Annotated in this window: 19 protein-coding genes; 13 read left to right on the top strand and 6 right to left on the bottom strand. The window is 67.0% G+C overall.

Annotation, left to right across the window (positions count from 1 at the left end):
• The first annotated feature begins 193 nt into the window (after nt 1-193).
• Complete coding sequence (locus tag ABZW16_RS15340) at nt 194-2,437, top strand: pyruvate, phosphate dikinase (protein ID WP_354956191.1); 2,244 nt, start codon at nt 194-196, stop codon at nt 2,435-2,437.
• A 4-nt stretch (nt 2,438-2,441) separates the two neighbouring features.
• Nucleotides 2,442-3,230: a tyrosine-protein phosphatase gene (locus ABZW16_RS15335; protein WP_354956190.1), complete on the top strand. Its 789-nt coding sequence runs from the start codon at nt 2,442-2,444 to the stop codon at nt 3,228-3,230.
• A gap of 25 nt (nt 3,231-3,255) precedes the next feature.
• Here ABZW16_RS15335 and ABZW16_RS15330 read toward each other — a convergent pair whose 3' ends face one another.
• Nucleotides 3,256-3,882: an NAD(P)H-dependent oxidoreductase gene (locus tag ABZW16_RS15330; protein WP_354956188.1), complete on the bottom strand. Its 627-nt coding sequence runs from the start codon at nt 3,880-3,882 to the stop codon at nt 3,256-3,258.
• Nucleotides 3,883-3,913: 31 nt separating this feature from the next.
• Nucleotides 3,914-5,074 carry an iron-containing alcohol dehydrogenase gene (locus ABZW16_RS15325; protein ID WP_354956186.1) on the bottom strand — a complete coding sequence of 387 codons (1,161 nt, stop codon included), beginning with the start codon at nt 5,072-5,074 and terminating at the stop codon, nt 3,914-3,916.
• A 112-nt stretch (nt 5,075-5,186) separates the two neighbouring features.
• Between ABZW16_RS15325 and ABZW16_RS15320 the strand changes: the two genes are divergently transcribed.
• Together ABZW16_RS15320 and ABZW16_RS15315 are read left to right on the top strand one after the other, a co-directional pair.
• Entirely contained in the window at nt 5,187-6,077 is an 891-nt protein-coding gene (locus ABZW16_RS15320) for a LysR family transcriptional regulator (RefSeq protein ID WP_354956184.1), read from the top strand.
• 68 nt (nt 6,078-6,145) lie between these two features.
• Nucleotides 6,146-7,027 carry a glycosyl hydrolase family 32 gene (locus ABZW16_RS15315; RefSeq protein ID WP_354956182.1) on the top strand — a complete coding sequence of 294 codons (882 nt, stop codon included), beginning with the start codon at nt 6,146-6,148 and terminating at the stop codon, nt 7,025-7,027.
• Here ABZW16_RS15315 and ABZW16_RS15310 read toward each other — a convergent pair.
• The gene (locus tag ABZW16_RS15310) at nt 7,005-7,595 is read right to left on the bottom strand and encodes a TetR family transcriptional regulator (protein ID WP_354956180.1); all 591 of its coding nucleotides are present in this window, start codon (nt 7,593-7,595) and stop codon (nt 7,005-7,007) included. The genes ABZW16_RS15315 and ABZW16_RS15310 overlap by 23 nt on opposite strands.
• A 107-nt stretch (nt 7,596-7,702) precedes the next feature.
• Here ABZW16_RS15310 and ABZW16_RS15305 point away from each other — a divergent pair, with 107 nt between their 5' ends.
• From ABZW16_RS15305 to ABZW16_RS15285, 5 genes are all read left to right on the top strand, one after another.
• The gene (locus ABZW16_RS15305; protein ID WP_354956178.1) at nt 7,703-8,557 is read left to right on the top strand and encodes an SDR family NAD(P)-dependent oxidoreductase; all 855 of its coding nucleotides are present in this window, start codon (nt 7,703-7,705) and stop codon (nt 8,555-8,557) included.
• Between the two features lie 83 nt (nt 8,558-8,640).
• Nucleotides 8,641-10,053 (top strand): L-fucose/L-arabinose isomerase family protein, encoded by a 1,413-nt coding sequence (locus ABZW16_RS15300; protein WP_354956176.1) that lies wholly within the window; start codon nt 8,641-8,643, stop codon nt 10,051-10,053.
• Nucleotides 10,054-10,080: 27 nt separating this feature from the next.
• Nucleotides 10,081-11,562 carry an FGGY-family carbohydrate kinase gene (locus ABZW16_RS15295; RefSeq protein ID WP_354956174.1) on the top strand — a complete coding sequence of 494 codons (1,482 nt, stop codon included), beginning with the start codon at nt 10,081-10,083 and terminating at the stop codon, nt 11,560-11,562.
• Nucleotides 11,563-11,621: 59 nt separating this feature from the next.
• Complete coding sequence (locus ABZW16_RS15290) at nt 11,622-12,086, top strand: thioredoxin family protein (RefSeq protein WP_354956172.1); 465 nt, start codon at nt 11,622-11,624, stop codon at nt 12,084-12,086.
• Nucleotides 12,083-13,105 (top strand): glycoside hydrolase family 172 protein, encoded by a 1,023-nt coding sequence (locus ABZW16_RS15285; protein WP_354956170.1) that lies wholly within the window; start codon nt 12,083-12,085, stop codon nt 13,103-13,105. The genes ABZW16_RS15290 and ABZW16_RS15285 overlap by 4 nt, the downstream gene beginning before the upstream one ends.
• On the opposite strand, the gene ABZW16_RS15280 is transcribed toward ABZW16_RS15285, so the two are convergent.
• Nucleotides 13,091-13,606: a hypothetical protein gene (locus tag ABZW16_RS15280; protein ID WP_354956168.1), complete on the bottom strand. Its 516-nt coding sequence runs from the start codon at nt 13,604-13,606 to the stop codon at nt 13,091-13,093. The two genes, ABZW16_RS15285 and ABZW16_RS15280, sit on opposite strands and share 15 nt — an antisense overlap.
• Before the next feature lie 67 nt (nt 13,607-13,673).
• On the opposite strand from ABZW16_RS15280, the gene ABZW16_RS15275 reads away from it, so the two are divergent.
• The 4 genes from ABZW16_RS15275 to ABZW16_RS15260 all read left to right on the top strand — a co-directional run bounded on the left by ABZW16_RS15275 (nt 13,674) and on the right by ABZW16_RS15260 (nt 18,314).
• Nucleotides 13,674-14,261: an alcohol dehydrogenase catalytic domain-containing protein gene (locus ABZW16_RS15275; protein ID WP_354956166.1), complete on the top strand. Its 588-nt coding sequence runs from the start codon at nt 13,674-13,676 to the stop codon at nt 14,259-14,261.
• The gene (gene xylB / locus ABZW16_RS15270; RefSeq protein WP_354956164.1) at nt 14,261-15,673 is read left to right on the top strand and encodes a xylulokinase; all 1,413 of its coding nucleotides are present in this window, start codon (nt 14,261-14,263) and stop codon (nt 15,671-15,673) included. The genes ABZW16_RS15275 and xylB overlap by 1 nt, the downstream gene beginning before the upstream one ends.
• 128 nt (nt 15,674-15,801) lie before the next feature.
• Nucleotides 15,802-17,400, top strand: coding sequence for a hypothetical protein (locus ABZW16_RS15265; RefSeq protein ID WP_354956162.1), 1,599 nt, complete (start codon nt 15,802-15,804; stop codon nt 17,398-17,400).
• Between the two features lie 284 nt (nt 17,401-17,684).
• Nucleotides 17,685-18,314, top strand: coding sequence for a maleylpyruvate isomerase family mycothiol-dependent enzyme (locus ABZW16_RS15260; protein ID WP_354956160.1), 630 nt, complete (start codon nt 17,685-17,687; stop codon nt 18,312-18,314).
• 79 nt (nt 18,315-18,393) lie between these two features.
• Here ABZW16_RS15260 and ABZW16_RS15255 read toward each other — a convergent pair whose 3' ends face one another.
• Complete coding sequence (locus tag ABZW16_RS15255) at nt 18,394-19,332, bottom strand: tyrosine-protein phosphatase (RefSeq protein ID WP_354956158.1); 939 nt, start codon at nt 19,330-19,332, stop codon at nt 18,394-18,396.
• 60 nt (nt 19,333-19,392) lie between these two features.
• A partial coding sequence (locus ABZW16_RS15250) for a PEP-utilizing enzyme (protein ID WP_354956155.1) occupies nt 19,393-19,838 on the bottom strand: 446 nt, incomplete at its 5' end.

The following is a 19,838-nucleotide window of genomic DNA, read 5'->3' as shown; positions in this document are numbered from 1 at the left end:
ACATCCTGCTGACCGGGACGTCCGGTACGCCGGAGCGCTGCGCGGCGGCAATCTGGGATTGCGCTGCCCCGCGGCGCGCGAAACGGGGCGATATTCGCCAGGGCGATCGGACGGCCGAGCCTCGGTCCGGCGAACCGATGATCTGCCCTTGTCACCTGCTGGGTTGGTGGCTGTCGACAACGTGAGGAGTGACATGACGATCGGAGTGGAGTCGGTGGAGCGACCGGAGGCGGTCTTCGGAGGGCTCGATTCCGATCGGCACGCATCCGTTGTCGAGCTCGATGGGACGTGTCGACTTCCGCGGGAGCGGATCGGTGGGAAGGCGTGGAGCGTCGATCACATGCGGGGGCTGGGACTGCCGGTGCCGCCAGCGTTCGTGCTGACGACCGAGGCCTGGGCGGAATTCGGAGCCAATGGCGGGGTGCTCGGTGCGGAGATCTGGGCCGGGGTACGGGACGGTATCGCCGCACTGGAGCGTGGGACGGGACGGCGGTTCGGTTCCGAGCAGCGGCCGTTGCTGGTCTCGGTGCGTTCCGGGGCTGCGGTGAGCATGCCCGGAATGATGGATACCGTCCTGAATCTGGGGATGACCGACGCGGTCGAGCGGGCACTGACCGATGAGACCCGAAATCCGTTGTATGCCAGCGACACTCGGCGCAGGTTCAGCACCCAGTATCGGGAAATCGTGCTGGGCGATGCGAATGGCATTGTGCCCGAGGATCCGTGGGAACAGTTGCGCGGTGCCGTCACCGCGGTGTTCCGGTCGTGGGATTCCGCGCGCGCCAAGACCTATCGCCGCACCCGTGGCGTTTCCGATACGCTCGGTACGGCGGTCACGGTGCAGGCCATGGTGTTCGGCAATCTCGACGCGCACTCGGGGACGGGCGTGCTGTTCAGCCGGAACCCGAATACCGGCGAACGCGCGGTCTTCGGTGAATGGCTGATCGGCGGACAGGGTGAGGATGTCGTCTCCGGGCGCACCACCCCGCGTCCGCTGGACGACCTCGCGGCGACGCTGCCCGATGTGCACCGGGAATTGCTCGCCGCCGCCGAACTCCTCGAGCGCGACGGCCGCGATATTCAGGACATCGAATTCACGGTCGAGTCCGGCCGGCTGTGGTTGTTGCAGTCGCGGCCGGCGAAACGCTCCGCGCGCGCGGCGGTTCGCGCCGCCGTCGGGATGGTCGACGAGGGCCTCATCGATGTGAACGAGGCATTGCGCCGGGTCAGCGCCGACCAACTGCGGACGGTCCTGCGCCCCGCATCCGGCGATGACACCGGGCTGACCCCGCTCGCCCATGGTGAATCCGCCTGCCCCGGCCTCGCCGCCGGTGTGGTGGTCACCGATCCGGACGAAGCCGAAACACGTTCCGCCGCTGGCGAGCAGGTGATCTTGGCGCGCCCGACGACCAGCCCGGACGATCTGCACGGCATGATCGCGGCGCAGGCCATCGTCACCGAACTCGGCGGCGCGACCTCGCATGCCGCGCTGGTGAGCCGCGAACTGGGCCGCCCCTGTGTTGTCGGCTGCGGCCCAGGGGTTGTCGAGGCGCTGGCCGGTCGCCTCGTCACCGTCGACGGCGGAGCGGGCACGGTCTGGCCGGGACAGGTGGCAGGAAAGGCGGTGGAGGCCGCGGTGCTCGAGGACGTCGATCGCCTCGCACAGTGGGCGCGGGTCGATGCCGCCGGGCTGCCCGAGTTCCTGGCCGACCGCGATCGAAGCGAATCCACGTCAATAGCAGGACATTCCGATGCCGAAGTGTTGGGACTACCAGCAGCCCCTCCGGATACCGGCGCGCACAATGCCATCCAGGCGAAACCCGAGGTTTCCGAGCTCGCGATACTGCGCTTGATCGGCATCAAGGGCCGCGTGCAGCCGAACGCTGTCGCCGCGAGCCTCGATATCGCTGAGACCGAAGCCGTCTCCCGCAGTGGTGATTTCGTCACCCGCGGGCTATGTGCCAGCACACCGGTCGGCGTGCGATTGACCCCACACGGCCGCGAACAACTGACCCAACTCTTGGAACACGAGCGCGCCGATATCGACCGGACCGTCATCGCCGCGGCCTACGATGAATTCTGCCAGTTCAATGCCGAGCTCAAAGAAGTCATCACGGCGTGGCAGATGAAGGACGCGAGTACGGTTAACGATCACTCCGACCATGCCTACGACGCAGCGATTTTGGCGCGGCTGACCACGCTGCACCACTGCGTCGCACCGCTGGTCGAACGCATCGGCGCGATCGCGCCCCGCCTGACGCCCTACACCGATCGGCTGACCCGCGCCGTCGAGCGCATGAACGGTGGCGACCACAGCTGGGTGGCCCGGCCGATCATGGACAGCTATCACACGGTGTGGTTCGAATTGCACGAAGACCTCATCGGCCTGTGCGGCCTGAGCCGCGCCGATGAAGCCGCCGCGGGCCGAGCCCACTAGCGCCATGTTCACCGATAATGCGCAGCGGCGATGGGTGGACTTCGCCGAAATCGACAATGTCCGTGACCTCGGCGGTCTTCCGGTAATCGGCGGCGGCACAACCCGATTCGGCGTCGTCTACCGCGCGAGCACACCCCAGCATCTCACCGAGGACGACCTGAGCAGACTCATCGGCCCGGTCGGCCTGCGCACCCTGATCGACCTGCGCAACCCGGATGAGGTGCTGCGCGAGGGCTACGGCAGGCTGACCGACAATGCGGCCGTGCGCATGGTCAACCTACCGGTGCGCAAGGCGAGCACCGTCGCCGCGACTCCCGCCGAACTCGTTCCCGACGGCAGACAATACGATCTCGTCGCCCTCTACCGCGAACTCCTCTCCGACAGTGGCGAATCCATCGTTGCGGCGGCACGCATCATTGCCGATTCCGCGCGTCACTCGGTCGTCTTCCATTGCGCCGCAGGAAAAGACCGCACCGGCGTGCTGGCGGCCGTGGTGCTGGATGCGGTGGGTGTGCCCGCCGAGGTGATCGCCGCCGATTACGCGCTCACCGGCGAACGGCTGGAACGTATTCGGCAACGCCTCGATGCGCTGCCGTCGTATCACGGACTGCCCCCGGTGCGTACCGGCATACTCGGGGTCGATCCCGATGTGATCATGCGGTTCCTCGACGAATTGCACACCACGCACGGTGGCGCGGGCGAATGGCTGTGCGCACATGGCCTTTCCGGTGCCGAACTGGCCCAGCTCCGTGGGGTGCTCGTGGACGCCGACCAGCTCGAGTTCAACGCCTGAGGTCGTGCCGGGGACCCAGTTCGATTCAGAAGCCTTTGCCGAGGATGGCGGCCGCTCGGTGCGACTGCTCCCGGAACGCGCCAGCATTGTCATCGAACATATTGGCATGGAAGGTAATTCGCGCCACATCGGTAATGCCCGCGAACCGCAGCCAGTAGTCGAAGTACATGGCGTGGAAGTCGACGCCGAATTCGTCCGGGCTGCCGGGGTGGTAGACGGCGGCCGTGTAGACGACAGCGGCCTTCTTGCCGGCGAGCAGGCCGCGGTAGCCGGTCTGCTGGTCGATGGCGAACAGCAGGCCGTTCTGGGAGATCACGTCGATGAAATGCTTGAGGACATAGGGCAGCCCATGGTTCCACATGGGCACGCTGAACAAGTAGTGCTCGTAGCTGTCGAAGCGGCGGAAGGTGTCCAGCACTCGATTCCAGCTCGTGTTCTGGGCGTCGGTGAGAGGGGTGCCGGTGAGGGCGTTCATCTTCGCCTGCGCGGCTGCCGGTCCCATGTCCGGCAGGTCGGTCTCCCAGAGATTCCATTCATCGATCACCGCGTCCGGATGCGCTTCCCGATAGGTGGACAGGAAGCTGCCGGCCAATGCGATCGACTCTGACTGTTCGCCGCGCGGCGAAGCCGAGACGTGGAGCAAACGTGTCATGACCATCCTCGAGATGTCGGCGGGTGCTGGTTCAGCTGTAGATCTGTGCATAGAGGCCGCGAATCTCGGCATCGGCCGGGACGCGCGGATTGTTGGCGGGTGAACCCGAGGCCAGCGCCTGCTCGGCCATGACCGGGATCAGCTCATGCCACCGTTGTCTGTCGATGCCGTATGCCTCGGGCGTGGGCACCTGCAGGTCTCGGCACAGCTCGGTCAGCGCCGAGACGAGATTGCCCGCAGCGGTGGCGTTGCCGTCGAGGCTGGTCGCCACCCCGAACGCGCGGGCGCAGTCGGCGTAGCGGTCCTCTGCCGCTCCGACCGAGAACGCGGTGACGGCCGGCAGCAGCATGGCGTTGGAAAGACCGTGCGCGACACCGAAATGCGCGCCGATCGGCCGGCTCATCCCATGTACGAGCGCGACACTCGAATTCGAGAATGCCATCCCCGCGATGGTGGCGGCGAGCATCATCTGCTCGCGGGCCTCGATATCGTCTCCGTCGGCGTAGGCGCGCCGCAAGACGCGGCCGATGGCTCCGACGGCGACGAGAGCGAGATTGTCGGCGAAGGGATTCGCCCTCTTGCTGACGTAGGCCTCGATGGCGTGGGTGAGCGCGTCCACGCCGGTGTCGGCCGTCAGCCGCGGCGGCATCGAGACCGTCAGCTCGTAGTCGATCACCGCGGCGACGGGCAGGAACGCGGGCCCGACACACAGCATCTTCTCGTCGTCATCACTGTCGCTGATCACCGCGAATTGCGTTGCCTCCGAACCGCTTCCGGCGGTCGTCGGGACAGCGATGACCGGCAGAGCGGGGCCGGCATTGGTGCGCGGAGCCTTGTAGTCGCGCATCTGCCCGCCCTGCCGGCCGAGCAAACCCAGTGCCTTGGCGGTGTCCATCGGACTGCCGCCGCCGAATCCGATCACCGAGTCCGAGCCGTGCTCGCGGATGGCGAGCAGGCCGGCGGCCAGAGAATCGGTGGTCGGATCGGGGACGGTATCCGGGAACAGCCTCGGTGACGCTCCGGCCGCCGTGAGGTCTTTGATCATTCGCTCCGCCGCGCCGGTACCGACGAGGAACGAGTCGGTGACCACGAGCGGGCGGGTCAGCCCGAGAGTTGCGACCACGTCAGCGATTTCGCGGACCGCGCCGCCGCCGATGCGCAGGATGCGAGGTAGTGCGATGTGTGCGATCACTGTTGAATCTCCTTACCTACAGCGGTCGAGTCTTGTGCGACATGTCGCAGATCGCAAGCATCAAATCGGCACATTGCTGTGCGTATTCGCACAGAGCCGGTAGCATGCGTCGATGATCGATGCGGATGCCCTCCGGTACTTCCTCGAGGTTGCCCGAACCCGCCGGCTGGTGAGCGCCGGGCAGCGGCTGGGTGTCAATCACACGACGGTGAGCCGGCGAATCGCCGCGCTCGAGCGCTCACTCGGAATCCGCCTATTCGATCGGGCCCCGAGCGGATGGGTGCTCACCGACGCGGGGTACCGCCTGCTGGCCCACGCCGAGGCGGTCGAGTCGACTCTGCTGGCCGCCATGGAGAGCATCGCGGCGGGTGGCCGGTTGTCGGGCACGGTCCGGATCGCCACCCCGGATGGTTTCGGCGCGTTTCTCCTCGCACCGAATCTGGCCGAATTGTGCGCGCAGCATCCCGACCTCGATATCCAAATCGTCACCGCGACAAGGCAGGACGTCGTCGCGACCCGGGAATTCGATATCGCGGTCACCCTCGAGCCCCCGTCGCCGAGGTCCGTGGAGGTCAGCGAACTCGCGGACTACCGGTTGGGTTTGTTCGCGGCGCGCGGCTACCTTGCCGCGCATCCGCCCATCACTCGCGTCCCCGACCTGCGCGACCATCGTTTGATCGGCTATGTCGACGCGTTGCTCGACATTCCCGCCCTTCGGATTCTCGATGACATCCTTCCGGGCCATCGCGTGAGCATTCAGACCAACAACATCACCGGCCAGTGGAACGCCGTTGCCAGCGGCTTGGGCGTCGCCGTGCTGCCGCTCTATATCGGCGATTCCGATCCGCGGCTCGACCGCGTTCTCGCCGAGGAGGTCACGGTCACCCGGAAATATTGGCTGGTCGTGCCGCGGGACCTGCACCGGCTCGCCCGGGTGCGAACCGCGGTCGCGATGCTGCGCACCATCGTGGCGACCCACGACGGCCTGATACCTGGCACCTAGGTAGTGACACCACATCTCAATGTCTCGGACCCCGCCTCGGCGGGGCCTGCCCCCGGCATCATGAGCGTATGGCAACGCGCGAGGTGGTGCGGGCCGGCGCGTTCGCGAGGGTGTACGACCCCAGTGCCGGTGAGCCGCACCCGTGGTACATCAACGACCACACCGTGGTTCGCGACGCATCGGGTCGCTGGCATCTGTTCGGCATCACCCATCCGGAACCGGCCGACCCGTTCCACGAAATCGAATTCGCCCACGCCACCGCACACCGGCTGCACGGACCATGGACCAAGCAGGCGCCCGCCCTGACCGTGGATCGCGATTACGGCGAGACACATCTGTGGGCACCGCATGTCATCGGCGTCGGCGGCCGGTACTACATGTTCTACGCGGGCGGCGGCGTCGATCGGACCGCCGCCGCGATGAATCTGGCCACCTCGCGCGATCTGTACCACTGGACCCGCAGCCGGTCCGGGCCACTGTTCCGCGACGGCTACGACGCCAGGGACCCGATGGTTTTGCGGATCGGCGAGCAGTGGGTCATGTACTACTGCGCCACCAGCGCACCGCGCGGCGGTCACCATGTGGTCGCCTATCGCACCTCCGGGGACCTGGTGCACTGGGGCGATCGGCATATCGCCTATACGGACCCGAGTAGCGGCACCGAGGCGGGCAATACCGAATCGCCGTTCGTCGTGCAGCACGGCGGCCGGTGGTACCTGTTCATCGGTCCACGCCCGCATTACCTCGGAACCGACGTATTCCGCAGCGACACCCCCTACCAGTTCCGTATCGGCGACAAAGCGGGCCATATCGCCGCCCACGCCGCCGAACTCGTCCGCGACGATGACCGCTGGTGGATCACCAGCGCGGGCTGGGCCCAGGGCGGTGTGCATCTGGCACCACTCACCTTCCCGAACCCGCCCTCCGTCACCGCGTCCGTCCCGCGCTGACCGCCCGGACCATATCCGCCACCAGCGCCCTGGTCTGCTCGAAGGTCGCCCCGGACACCGCGGGCGCGCCGACCACAGCGCGCATCACCCCCAGACCCAGCAGCACCGCACCGATCAATTCGGCGCGCAGGGCGGCATCGGGACCGTCCAGGCGCGCGGTCATGTCCCGCAGGTAGCCATCGCAGAGCTGGGCGCGCAATTGGTCGCGCACGGCCGCATGGCCCGAAGACCGCAACATCGCCAGCAGCGGATGCTCACCACCGAAGGCAGGCCAATCCTCGAACACGACATCGCGCAGCAGCGCATCGACGATGGACACCACCGGTCGATGCGGGTCGGCAGCAACCCCTTTCGGGATCTCGAGGTACATCGCCTCGGCGTAGAGCTGTTCCTTAGAAACGAAGTAGCGGAACACCAGCGCCGGATCCACTCCGACATCACCTGCGATATCACGGATGCCGGTGCGGTCGAATCCGATGGTGGCGAACCGGATTCGAGCGGCGTCCAGCAGTGCGGATCGGGTGGCGGCACGGTCGCGCCGACGGCCCGGCGCTGCGGTTTCGGTCATGAAGTCAGCGTAAGTCATCAATTGTTGACTTGCCCGATCCACGCTTCCTAGCCTCGATGTCACCGGCCGGTGACTCAACCGAAATTGACTCGAGGAGAAGCGATTCGATGCGCACCTACGTGATAACCGGCGGGACCGACGGCATGGGCAAGGGTTTGGGGCTGCACTTCCTCGGCCGCGGCGACCGGGTGGTCGCGGTGGCCAGCGGTGCGGCCAAAGGCGCCCGATTCCTGAGCGAGGCCGCCGCGCTCGGCGCCGCCGCCCGGGCCGTCTTCGTACAGGCCGATCTCAGCACGGTCGCCGGGATGCGAAAGGTGCTCGCTGAGGTCGAGGCCGTCACCGACACCGTCGACGGACTGGTATTCGGCGCGCAGAACTTCCGGTCGGTACGCCAGGAGACCGCCGACGGTTTCGAATACACCTTCGCGCTGTTGTATCTGAGCCGATATGTCCTCGGGCACGGATTCTTCGACGCACTCGAACGCGCCACCGCACCGGTCATCATGAATATCGCGGGCCCCGGTGGACTTCCCGGCACCATCGAATGGGATGACCTGCAGCTGCGCGACGGCTATCGCGGAATGCGCGCGTCCATGCAGTCCTCACGCTGCATCGACCTGCTCGGCGCGGCATTTCCGCAACGCCATCCGGGGGCACGCACCCGATATGTGCTCTACAACCCGCTGATGGTGCGCACCGCCATGGCCGATCCGCTGCCAATGATGCACCGTCTGCTCACCAAGGCATGGCTGCTGGTCGCCGGGCAACCGGTGCACAAGGCCATCGTCCCCATCGCTGAGCTGATCGACCATCCGCCGACCGAACCGCTCGCGGCCTTCCGGCGCCGCACGCGACTGCCCCTGGCTGGCACGGACTTCGACCCGGCCCGGGCCCGGCGCCTGAACGCGATCACCGCGGAGCTGGTCGACGGCCGAACATCACCGGTGGATAACGACCGCTGACCCGCTGCCCCGAAGCGGACCACCCGCCACCCCCTCCGGATGGATAATCCTGGAGGGGGCCTGCGCGTTGGGAGGCGGTCGGGATGGCGCGGATCGGGGTTATGAGCATTTCCGATGGGCGTGACTACGTGCACGCCGGCATCGCGGAATTCATCGAATCGACGGAGGATCGGCTGGTCGCCGGATTGCAGGCGGCCGGACACGAGGTGGTCCGCGGCGCGGCGCCGATCAGTACGAACGCATTGGCCGGATCGGTGGCCCGTGAAGTGGCCGCCGCCGGTGTGGATCTCACCGTGCTGCACTACGCGGTCTGGGCATTCCCGCACTTCACCATGCTGGCCGCGGGGGCAACGCCGGGGCCGCTACTGCTGCTGTCCAATATCGATCCGGTGCAGCCCGGCATGGTCGGCATGCTGGCCGCGGGCGGTGCACTCGATCAGATCGGCCGCGCGCACGCCCGGTTATGGGGCGATCCGGCCGATACCGAGCTGATCGCGGCGATCGGCATCCGGGCCACCGCGGCGGCGGCCGTATCCAGTTTGCGCGGCAGCACTTTCGGGCGCTTCGGCGGTCGCCCGATGGGGATGAATACGGCCGTGGCCAATACCGATCAGTGGCAGCGCATGTTCGGCATCGATGTCGAGGAAATAGACCAGTGGGAGATCGTGCGCCGCGCCGAATCGGCCGATGCCGGGGAGGCAAAGGGGGCGCGAGAGTGGTTGGAGCGCAATACCGCTGGTGTGCACTACGACGGCGTGAAACTCACCCCGGAATTGCTGGAACGACAGATCCGCTCATATCTGGCGGTGCGCGAACTGATCGCCGAATGGCGCCTGGACTTCTCCGGTATCAAGGGTCAGCCCGAACTCACCCAGTACTTCGCGACCATGGATATCACCGAGGCGTTCCTCAATGATCCCTACGATTGGAACGGCCCCAAACAACCCCATGTGTGCGCGACCGAAGCAGATATGGACGGCGCGCTCACCATGCAGCTGCTCCATCGAATCGCGCACACCCCGGTGCTCTTCGCCGATGTCCGGCACTATCACGCGGACCGCGATATCTGGGATCTGTGCAACTCCGGCCAACACGCCACCTGGTTCGCGGCCCGCAGCGAGGATCCGCACGAAAACCTGGCCAATGTGCATCTATATCCGGAGGTGTTCTTCTTCCCGGCGGGCGGTGCCTCCGTGCACCATCTGGCCGCACCCGGCCGTATGACCCTGGCCCGCCTCACCCGCAAGGACGGCGACTATAGAATGCAGTTGATGCTGGGCGATTTCGAAACCTACGACCCGGCGACCAACGAAGCACTGATGAAGCAGTCCACCTGGGAATGGCCACATGCCTTCGCCCGCTTGGACGCACATGCCGGAGATTTTCTGTCCCGCTTCGGCGCCAACCATATTCACGCGGTCCCCGGCGATCATCGGGCACCGGTCCGAGCCGCCTGCGATCTCCTCGATATCACCGTCGACGAATTCACCCGATGACGAGCTCCACGAACAGGAGGGCCGGATATGTTCCTCGGAGTTGATATCGGAACCTCCGGTTCCAAGGGCGTGCTGGTCCGGCCGGACGGCACCGTCATCGCCAGATCCGAATGTACACACGGCGTTTCGACGCCGCGACCGGGTTGGTTCGAACATGATGCCGAAGGGATTTGGTGGGCGGAATTCTGCGCGATCATCCGCGAACTCCTCGACGCGGCCGGCGGCGCGACCCTCGACGCACTCGGCGTATCCGGGATCGGCCCCTGCCTGCTGCCCGCCGACGCCAACGGAACTCCGCTGCGCCCGGCCATCCTCTATGGCGTAGATACCAGGGCTACCGCCGAAATCGCCGAACTGAATCAGGAATTCGGTGCAGCCGCGGTGCTCGAGCGCGGCGGTTCCCCTTTGACCAGCCAGGCCGTCGGCCCCAAATTGCGCTGGCTGGCCCGCCATGAGCCACAGGTCGCGGCTCGCACCACCATGCTGTTGATGGCGAGTTCATTTCTGGTGCATCGACTTACCGGCCGCTATGTGCTCGACCATCAATCGGCCAGCCAGTGCGTGCCGATATATGATCTGCGCCAACGTAATTGGGCGTGGGACTGGGCGGCTGCCGTCGCACCGGGTCTGGCATTGCCCGAATTGTTCTGGCCCACTGAGATTGTCGGACGGGTGAGCGCGGCCGCCGCGGCAGCAACCGGACTACCCGCCGGACTCCCGGTCACCACTGGAACCATCGACGCCTGGGCCGAGGCCGCCAGCGTCGGCGTCCGCGCACCCGGCGATGCGATGATCATGTACGGCACCACCATGTTCCTCGTGCAGGTGCTCACCGATCCGCGACCGCATCCCGGACTGTGGCTCACCTGCGGAGCCTGGCCGGGCACCTACACATCGGCGGCGGGCATGGCGACCTCGGGCGCGGTCACGGATTGGCTGCGCAGACTCGTCGGCGGCGACTTCGCCGAACTCGTGGCCGAGGCCGCCGAGGTCCCCGCGGGCAGTCGCGGCCTGCTCGCGTTGCCCTATTTCGCGGGCGAGCGCACACCGCTGTTCGATCCGGACGCCAGGGGCATAATCGCCGGTCTCACCCTCGGACACGGACGTGCGGAGCTGTATCGGGCGGTGCTGGAGGGCATTGCCTACGGCGTGCGGCACAACCTCGAGGCGATGACTGCCGCGGGCGGGCAGGCGCAACGGCTGGTCGCGGTAGGCGGCGGCACCAAGGGTGGGCTGTGGACCCAGATCGTCACCGATGTGACCGGCCTGCCGCAGCAACTCCCGGCCGATACCGTCGGGGCCTGCCTCGGCGACGCCCTGCTCGCGGCGGCGGCCGTCGGCGTCGATACCGCGGGCTGGAACCCCGTCATCGGCGTGGTGGAACCCGATCCGGAGCGCGGAGCAATTTACGCTGCGTACTACCAGCGCTACCGCGAGATGTACGAATCCACCAGGCATATCGCGCATTTCCTTGCGGCGGAACAGCACCGATCCGCACCTCCCCCATAAGCCCGTGCCTGTGCGAGGATGCAAGGTTGCCGATAGGACAGTGATCGCGAGGGATCTCGATGCCGACCATGACCCTGACCCGAAATAACTTCGACGCGACCGTCGCGAACAGTCATATCGTGCTGATCGACTGGGGCGCGCAATGGTGCGAGCCATCGCGCCGCTTCGCCGAGGTCTTCGAGGCATCCTCGGACCTGCACCCCGAGATCGTCTACGGCACGGTCGATATCGACGCCGAACAGCATCTGACCCAAGTGGCCAAGATCGAGGCGTATCCGACCCTCATGGCCTTCCGCGAGGGCCTGCTTGTGTACTCGGAGGCCGGAGCGATGGCCGCCGAATCGATGGAGGAACTGGTGCAGCAGATCCTCTGGCTGGATATGGACCAGTTCCGGCGCGAGCTGGCCGAGCTCTCGGCCAGCGTGTCGGCCGGCGAACCCGAACAGCCGCAGACCGGCTTCACCTACCAGAAGCGCGCGGGCCACGCGGCGGTGACCGACCGATACGGCTGGCCGGGGCTGTGAGCGCGCCGGAGTCGGAACTCTGGCGCCTGGATGCCGCGCGCACCCGCTCGATCAGTGCGGAGAATCCGACCGGCGCCCCCGGTGCGGGTGCTCGCGCGACCGATGGCACCGGCGCACACGCGGCGCGGCTGCTCGGCCCCGGCTGGAAAGTCTCACCCTCCATTCACCTGGCGGCGGGCGAAACCGCAACGCTGGCAGATATTTCCGGCCCCGGTGTACTCCGGCACTGCTGGCTCACCACCGACCGCAGCGCGCTCGGGATGATCACCCTGCGCATGTATTGGGACGCCGAGGCACGGCCCGCGATCGAGCTGCCGCTCGGCGACTTCTTCTGCAATGGCTGGGACGAATTGGCGCTGGTGCGATCGGAAATGGTGGTCGTCGCCCCGGCCGGAGGCCTGAACAGCTACTGGCCCATGCCTTTTCGCGCGCACGCCAGGATCACCCTGCACAATGGCAGTGCGCGTGCGGTTCCGGTCTACTACCAGTTCACCTACACCGAGCAGGACGTCCCTGCGGACGCCGGATATCTGCACGCGCTGCGGCGCACCGGCACACCGCTGGGCGCGCCCGCCGTGCACACCATCCTCGACACGGTGCCCGGACCGGGCCGGTATGTCGGCACCTACCTGGCCATCCGGCCGGGCGCACCGGGCTGGTGGGGTGAGGGCGAGCTGAAGTTCTACCTCGACGGCGACACCACCCATCCGACGCTGTGCGGCACCGGCACCGAGGACTACTTCGGCGGCGCCTGGAACTTCGACCTCGACGGCGCCTACCGCACCTATTCGACGCCCTACCTCGGACTGCACCAGGTGCTGCCGTCGGATGAGATCTACCGGCCACAGCAGCGATTCGGCATGTATCGCTGGCATATCCGCGATCCCATCTGCTACCAGCGGGAGTTGCGCGTGACAATGCAGGCGCTCGGCTGGCATGACGACGGCACGTACCTGCCGCTGGAAAACGCGGATATCGCGACGACGGCGCTGTGGTATCAGGGCCTAGTGCGGGCTTAGGTCCTCGTCATCCGGCAGTTCCATCGCGAGTAGCTCATCGGCGCGGGACAGGGCATCGTCCATCGCCGATTCGATGCCGTCCATCATCGACAACCCGTCCAGCAGGCCGGACAGCTCGCGACGGGTGGCTTCCAATTCCGCGACCGCCGGGTCGACGCGATACCACCCGACGCCGTCACACCACCAAGGGTCCTCGTCGATCCACGCCCACATCACATCACGCACCAGCCGGGCGTCGGGGGTGTACATCTGGAAGCAGTCGCCCGCCCCGTCCGCGCGGTGCTCCAGTTCGTAGACGTTGTCGGGCAGCAGGCGAGCCTGGATGTAGGCGTGCTCGCCGCGGCTGACCACGATCGCGGGGCAGTCAAGGTCGGGTTGTGCGTGCAGCAGATCGTCCAGCAGCGGATCCGTCAGGGCGGGCAATGTGGTTCCGTCGCCCGTGCGGACGTGCACGTCGGCGTGCCGGTCCGGGTCGTCGCTCACCGCGACAGTCTGCCTCATCCGGAAATCCGCGGTGCGGCGGGGCGAAATGCGACGCGATGCCGGTGTCCGGGTGCAAGGTAGTGCTATGCGTGCGGTCGTGATCGAGACGCCACGGAATTTCTCGGTGCGGACGGTGCCGGATCCGACACCCGGTCCCGGCCAGGTCGTGGTCCGGGTGGACGCGGTCGGGATCTGCGGTACCGATGTGCACATTGTCGACGGCGAGTTCCCGCCGACGCCCTATCCGATCGTGCCGGGCCACGAGTTCGCCGATGCCACCGCGACCACCGCCGACGAATTCGACCGCCCGCAGGGCTGGGAGGTGGTCATCGACTGCACCGGCGCGATCGCCGCCATCGAGGATGGGCTCGGCCGGGTGCGCCGAGGCGGGGTGTTCCAGCAGTTCGGCGTGGCGCCGGGGACGGCGACCGCATCGATTTCGCCGTTTCGGATCTACCACGACGAGATCACCATCGTGGGTTCGATGGCGGTGCTGCACAGTTTCGGGCGCGCGGTCGAACTCATGGGCAAGGGGGTGATCGATGCCGACACCATGATCACCCACGGCTTCGGTTTGCCCGAATTCGCCGATGCGCTACAGACTTTCCGTGACGGCACCGGTCGCAAGATCCAGATTCGACCGGATCGGGATTCCGGCGGGGTGTCCGCCTGATGGCCACCGTCGTCGGAGTCGACAGCTCCACCCAATCCTGCAAGGTCGTCCGCTGTGATGCCGATACCGGCGAGATCTTGGCGCAGGCATACGCCCCGCACCCGGATGGCACCGAGGTTTCCGCGGAATCCTGGTGGCAGGCACTGTGTTCGGCGGGCGACGGATTGCTCGATCGGACCGATGCGGTGGCGGTGGCGGGTCAGCAACAGGGGCTGGTCGCACTCGACGCCGACGGCCAGCCGGTACGGGATGCGTTGCTGTGGAACGATATTCGCTCGGCACACGCGGCCGAGGAGTTGATCGCCGAACTCGGCGGCCCGCAGCCGTGGGCCGATGCCGTCGGCAGTGTGCCCTTGGCCGCGTTCATCGTCGCCAAACTGCGCTGGCTGGCCGATCACGAACCCGCACACGCCGACCGGACACACCGGGTGCTGCTGCCACACGACTATCTCACCTGGCGGCTGCGGGGTGGGCCGTCGGATCGCACGGTCGAACCGACCACCGACCGCGGCGAGGCGTCGGGCACCGGCTACTGGTCGCCCGCGACCGGGGCCTATCGCAACGACCTCCTGGCGCTGGCTTTCCGGGGCCGCACGCCGGAACTCCCCCGCGTCGCCGGACCGGCCGAAGTGGTCGGACGCACGCCCGCCGGCGCGCTGGTCGCGGCGGGCACCGGTGACAATGCCGGCGCCGCACTCGGTTTGGGCATCGAGTACGGTGATGTCGTGATGTCACTGGGCACCAGCGGCACTGTCTACACCCGGGCCGCAGCGCCCAGCGCCGACGCCGCCGGAGCAATCGCCGGATTCGCCGATGCGACCGGCGCTTTCCTGCCGCTGGTCTGCACGCTCAATGCCGCCCGGATACTGGATTCCACCGCCGCCCTGCTCGGCGTGGACCTGCCCGGGTTGGAAACCCTTGCGCGCCAGGCACCCCCGGGTGCGGAAGGGGTCGTACTCCTGCCCTACCTGTCCGGGGAACGCACCCCGAATCTGCCGCACGCCACCGGCAGTCTGCACGGTCTGCGACCGGAAACCCTGCGCCCCAGCCATATTGCCCGCGCAGCGTTCGAGGGCATGCTCTGCAATATGGCCGACGCGCTCGACCGCCTGCGCGCCATCGGAATACCGATCCACCGCGTACTGCTCATCGGCGGTGCGGCCCGCTCCCGTCTGGTCGCCGAACTCGCCGCCCAGATCATCGGGGTCACGGTTATCGTGCCCGAGCCGAACGAGTACGTCGCGCTCGGAGCCGCCCGGCAGGCGGCATGGGCCCTCGGCGGCTCGGAGCGGCCACCGCAATGGACCGCACGCACCGCCGGCGAGGTTCACGTAGCCGGCGACGGCGGGGCGATCGGTCGGCGCATCCGAGCCGAGTACGAGCGCGCACAACGGGCCGTCTTCGCTCGATGAGAACGCCGCCTAGCAGCGCAAATACCGCAGCGCGCGAAACGCAGGTGGCCGAATTCGCGATGTTGTAGTACAAGCATTTCCACCTGCTGTCGAGTGAGGATCGGCGGCACCGTACCCGGGGGATCATCATGGAATCCGCGCACCCACCGCGACGTCGGCTCGTCGTCTACGTCGCCGGTCTTTCCGAACCGCCGCACGCGGCCAAGGACCTGTTCAACAAGCTGCGACACGAGCCGGGATACGGGCCCGACGAGGCCGTCTACTGGCAGTTCCCGGAGCCGGTCACCCGGCTGAGTCGGGGCAGTCTGACCGCACGCTGCCGCGATCTCGCCGATCGCATCGACGCGTACTGGAGCGGACCGCGCCGGACCTCGGAGATCGTCCTCATCGGACACAGCATCGGCGGCGTCATGCTCCGCTACGCCTTCCTACAGGCACTGCGCGGTCTCGACGGCCCGCAATTGGCCTGGGCCGATGCGGTCACCCGCATCGTGCTGCTGGCCGCGCCGAACCGCGGCATAGATCTCGACCGCGCGCCATGGCCGTGCCGGGTGGCGGCGAAGCTGCTGGCGCCGCTGCTGCGGATGTTCACCGTGTTCGACCTGCTCTGCGGCACACCGTTCATCACCAACCTGCGCATCCAATGGCTGCGCGAAATATCCGATCTCGGCAAGAAGGCGCCGACCGTCGTGCAGGTGCGCGCCACGAATGATTGGGCGGTGGACCGCGAGGACAGCCGCGATCTGGAATCGCTGCCCACCGGCGTACAGAAGCTGATGCCCAATTCGACGCACGGCGATATCGCGTGCACCGGACGCAAGGTCCGCGAGGACTACCCCGGGCAGCGCTACGACATCCTGCGCTGGGCCATTACCGAGGATGTCGCCGCCACCGATCCGAGCCCACTGCCCGAGCACGAGGCAACCATCAAGTCGGTTGTGTTCGCACTGCACGGAATTCGGTCCGGCAATGGTGAATGGCCGACCCAACTCGAGTCCAAACTGCACGAGTTCGAGAAGGACGTGCTGGTGGTGACCCCGTCGTACGGGCGGCTGTCGGCCTACGACTTCGCATTGCCGTTCACCCGGCGACGCAATCTGCGCTGGTTCGCCGATCAGTACAGCTACTATCGGGCCCGGCATCCCGACGTTCCGTTCCACTTCGTCGGTCACAGCAACGGCACCTATTTGTTCGGACAATCGCTCGAGCAGATTCCGGCGCTGGAATTCCACAATGTCTTCCTGGCGGGCAGTGTGCTGCCCCGCGAATTCGACTGGGTGAAATGCGCCGACAACGGGCAGATCCGCACCCTGGTCAATGTGTGCGCGAGCGCCGATAAACCGGTCGCCTGGCTGTGCAGCGCCCTGCGTGGGCTCGGTATGCGCGATGTCGGTGTCGGCGGATTCACCGGATTCGACTCCGTTCCGCCCGGCACGCTGCAGGTGCGCTACATCAAGGGCGGGCACGGTGCGGCCCTGGTGAACCGGCGGCTGCCCGGTGTCGTCGGTTTCGTCCACGGCGGCGAACCGCCCTGCGAACCCGAGCACACCGAGCCCACCGAGTTCTTCGGGCTGATGTCGCGTTCCGCGCCCATGGTGACCTCGCTGACCGGTGCGGCGCTGATCGGCCTTGGCTGCCTCACCGTCGCCACGCTCGGCCCGCTGCTCGGCCTCGGCATCGTCGGCGGACTGCTGGCGGCCACCTATGCCGGACTCAAGGTCGCCTGATATTTGTTTTCGCGAGAGCCCTCCGGCTCGTGCGACCATGTAGGAGATACCGGTAGTACCGGATACCCGAGTGGATGCGAGGTGCTGAGATGATCGCGCCGTCGCCGCCACCATCGTCGGCGGCCGTCTCCTCTACGAATACGGCGAATTCGCCCCGGGTTTCGGCACCACCATCCACGCGGGCACCTTCCTCACCGCCCAGCGAAACGCCAACCGATGAATTTCCGGGCGCAGGTCCGTCTCAGATCATGGAAAGGACCGTATGGACGGGCGGAGGAGGCTCGATGACAGATACCGAGGTGCGTAAGGCGATCGAGGCCGAGCGGGGTGAGTTGGCGGATCTGCTCGGTGGGCTTGATGCCGGGCAGTGGGATGAACCGACATTGTGCGCCGGGTGGCGGGTGCGGGAGGTCGTCGCGCATATCACCATGCCGTTTCGGCTGACCACACCGAGATTCGCACTCGAAATGCTCAAGGCGCGTGGGAATTTCAACAGGATGGCGGATAAGACGGCACGAGCCGACGCCGCGGTGCTCACGGCCGATGACCTGATAGCCGCGGTGCGGGATAACGTGACTCATCCGTGGAAGCCGCCGGGTGGCGGGTTCGCGGGTGCGCTGAGTCATGACGTCATCCACGGCTTGGATATCACCGTCGCGTTGGGGCTGGACCGGGTGGTTCCGGCGGATCGGATGCGTTTGGTGCTCGGCGCACTCTCGCCGAGGAGTGTCAAGTATTTCGGCGTCGACCTGGACGGGATCGAATTGCGGGCCGACGATCTCGACTTCAGTTACGGCACTGGGTCGGTGCTCGCGGGCTCGGCTCAAGATCTGCTGCTGGTGTTGTGCGGGCGGACACTGCCCGCAGGGAGTGTGCGCGGCGACGCGGCCGCGCGATTCACCGCGTCCGGGTAGGCCGCGAGAGTGCCGGTGTCGCCGTCGCGGCGACACCGGCACGTGCTGGATCACAGTGTCCAGCAACGGCATCCGCGGCTCAGTTCTTCGTGAGCAGCTTCGCCCGCAGTGCGTCGAGCGTCGCAGCGTCGACCCCGAGACCGTCACTGAGGAACCGGTCGAACGACCCGTACGACGTCTGGACCTGATCGAAGGCCACGTCCAGGAAGTCGCGCTGCACACCGAGAATGGGTTCCCACAGTGCGCGATCGGTCACCAGCCCCTGGGCGACGAGCCCATCGAGCAGCGCCTTGTTCCCGGCCGCCAAATTGTCATTGGAATCCAGGAAGTCGCTGTAGATCTGCCCCTTCGGCACATCCAGTGCGCTCATCAGGATCGCGGTCATCCAGCCGGTGCGGTCCTTGCCCGCCGTGCAGTGGTACAGCACCGCACCCTGCGCGGTCGCAATATCCCTGAACGCCTGCGCGAATTGGGCGCGTGCGGACGGATTCGAGACGAACCAGCCGTAGTAATCGCGCATGATCTGGGCGGCCTTGCCGCCGCCGAGCGCCTCCTGCTGCGCGGCCGGTCCGGCCTGGATCAGTCGCGCCACCATGAGGTAGAAGTCATTGGCGGGATCGTAGACCGGCTGCTCGGTTCGGCGAATGGCGGCCGGGAGCTGATCCGGATCGCGACCGGTTTCGGTCGGGCTGCGGAAGTCGATGACCTGACTGATATTGAACGACACCAGCTTCTGCTGGTCGCTCGCACCGAGTTTGGCCAGCGCGTCGGAGCGGTAGACGACGCCGGTCGCGAGCTTGCTGCCGCCCTTGGCCGGATAGCCGCCGATATCGCGGGCATTCGGCGCATGCGCCAGACCCATCGGCCGATCGGCCTGGCCCGGGGAGAGGAGGACGGGCGCGGCCGGACCCGATAGCGCCGGACCCGCCGATGCCGGACCGGCCAGCGCCGGGAGGACGCCGACGAGCACTGCGGCGGCGGCCGCGACAGCGCCGCGGTAAGCGCGCGAATTCTTCACGAGGGGTGTTCCTTTCATCATGGGCCGCAAGAGGTCCGCGGCCCAAGCTTCGAGCCGGGCTCAGTCGGCGAGCAGGGTGACCGTCCCGGCCGCACCGTCCACGCGCACGCGCTGACCATCGGCGAGCCGGGTGGTGGCGGTCTTGGTGTCGACGACACACGGAATGCCGAACTCGCGAGCGACGATCGCAGCATGCGATGCGGAGCCGCCGATATCGGTGATCACCGCGGCGGCGTAGGCGAACATGGCAGTGTGCCCGGTATCGGTCACCGCGGCGACCAGAATGTCACCGGGCTCGATATCGTCGTCCAGCGACAGCACCAGCTTCACCCGGCCCTCCACCACACCGGGGCAGACACCGATGCCGGTCAGGCTCTCGTCGGCGGTGAGTGCGGGCGCCTCGGCGACCGGTTCCCAGTGTCCGGCAATGACATCCGGCATCCGGATGGCCTGCAGCCGAAGCCGTTCGGCGCGCCTGCGGGTCACCTTGTCGGCCGCATCGGCCG

Source organism: Nocardia sp. NPDC004604, assembly GCF_040609795.1.
GTDB lineage: Bacteria > Actinomycetota > Actinomycetes > Mycobacteriales > Mycobacteriaceae > Nocardia.
Note: the sequence above shows the minus strand (reverse complement) of the source record. Positions and strands in the feature narration are given on the sequence as shown.

What these genes read in the sequence shown, in the direction of transcription:
- ABZW16_RS15340 (WP_354956191.1), top strand. Translation starts at nt 194, where the DNA reads ATGACGATCGGAGTGGAGTCGGTGGAGCGACCGGAGGCGGTCTTCGGA.
- ABZW16_RS15290 (WP_354956172.1), top strand. Translation starts at nt 11,622, where the DNA reads ATGCCGACCATGACCCTGACCCGAAATAACTTCGACGCGACCGTCGCG.
- ABZW16_RS15275 (WP_354956166.1), top strand. Translation starts at nt 13,674, where the DNA reads ATGCGTGCGGTCGTGATCGAGACGCCACGGAATTTCTCGGTGCGGACG.
- ABZW16_RS15330 (WP_354956188.1), bottom strand. Translation starts at nt 3,882, where the DNA reads ATGACACGTTTGCTCCACGTCTCGGCTTCGCCGCGCGGCGAACAGTCA.
- ABZW16_RS15310 (WP_354956180.1), bottom strand. Translation starts at nt 7,595, where the DNA reads ATGACCGAAACCGCAGCGCCGGGCCGTCGGCGCGACCGTGCCGCCACC.
- ABZW16_RS15295 (WP_354956174.1), top strand. Translation starts at nt 10,081, where the DNA reads ATGTTCCTCGGAGTTGATATCGGAACCTCCGGTTCCAAGGGCGTGCTG.
- ABZW16_RS15300 (WP_354956176.1), top strand. Translation starts at nt 8,641, where the DNA reads ATGGCGCGGATCGGGGTTATGAGCATTTCCGATGGGCGTGACTACGTG.
- xylB (WP_354956164.1), top strand. Translation starts at nt 14,261, where the DNA reads ATGGCCACCGTCGTCGGAGTCGACAGCTCCACCCAATCCTGCAAGGTC.
- ABZW16_RS15265 (WP_354956162.1), top strand. Translation starts at nt 15,802, where the DNA reads ATGGAATCCGCGCACCCACCGCGACGTCGGCTCGTCGTCTACGTCGCC.
- ABZW16_RS15260 (WP_354956160.1), top strand. Translation starts at nt 17,685, where the DNA reads ATGACAGATACCGAGGTGCGTAAGGCGATCGAGGCCGAGCGGGGTGAG.
- ABZW16_RS15320 (WP_354956184.1), top strand. Translation starts at nt 5,187, where the DNA reads ATGATCGATGCGGATGCCCTCCGGTACTTCCTCGAGGTTGCCCGAACC.
- ABZW16_RS15280 (WP_354956168.1), bottom strand. Translation starts at nt 13,606, where the DNA reads ATGAGGCAGACTGTCGCGGTGAGCGACGACCCGGACCGGCACGCCGAC.
- ABZW16_RS15305 (WP_354956178.1), top strand. Translation starts at nt 7,703, where the DNA reads ATGCGCACCTACGTGATAACCGGCGGGACCGACGGCATGGGCAAGGGT.
- ABZW16_RS15335 (WP_354956190.1), top strand. Translation starts at nt 2,442, where the DNA reads ATGTTCACCGATAATGCGCAGCGGCGATGGGTGGACTTCGCCGAAATC.
- ABZW16_RS15315 (WP_354956182.1), top strand. Translation starts at nt 6,146, where the DNA reads ATGGCAACGCGCGAGGTGGTGCGGGCCGGCGCGTTCGCGAGGGTGTAC.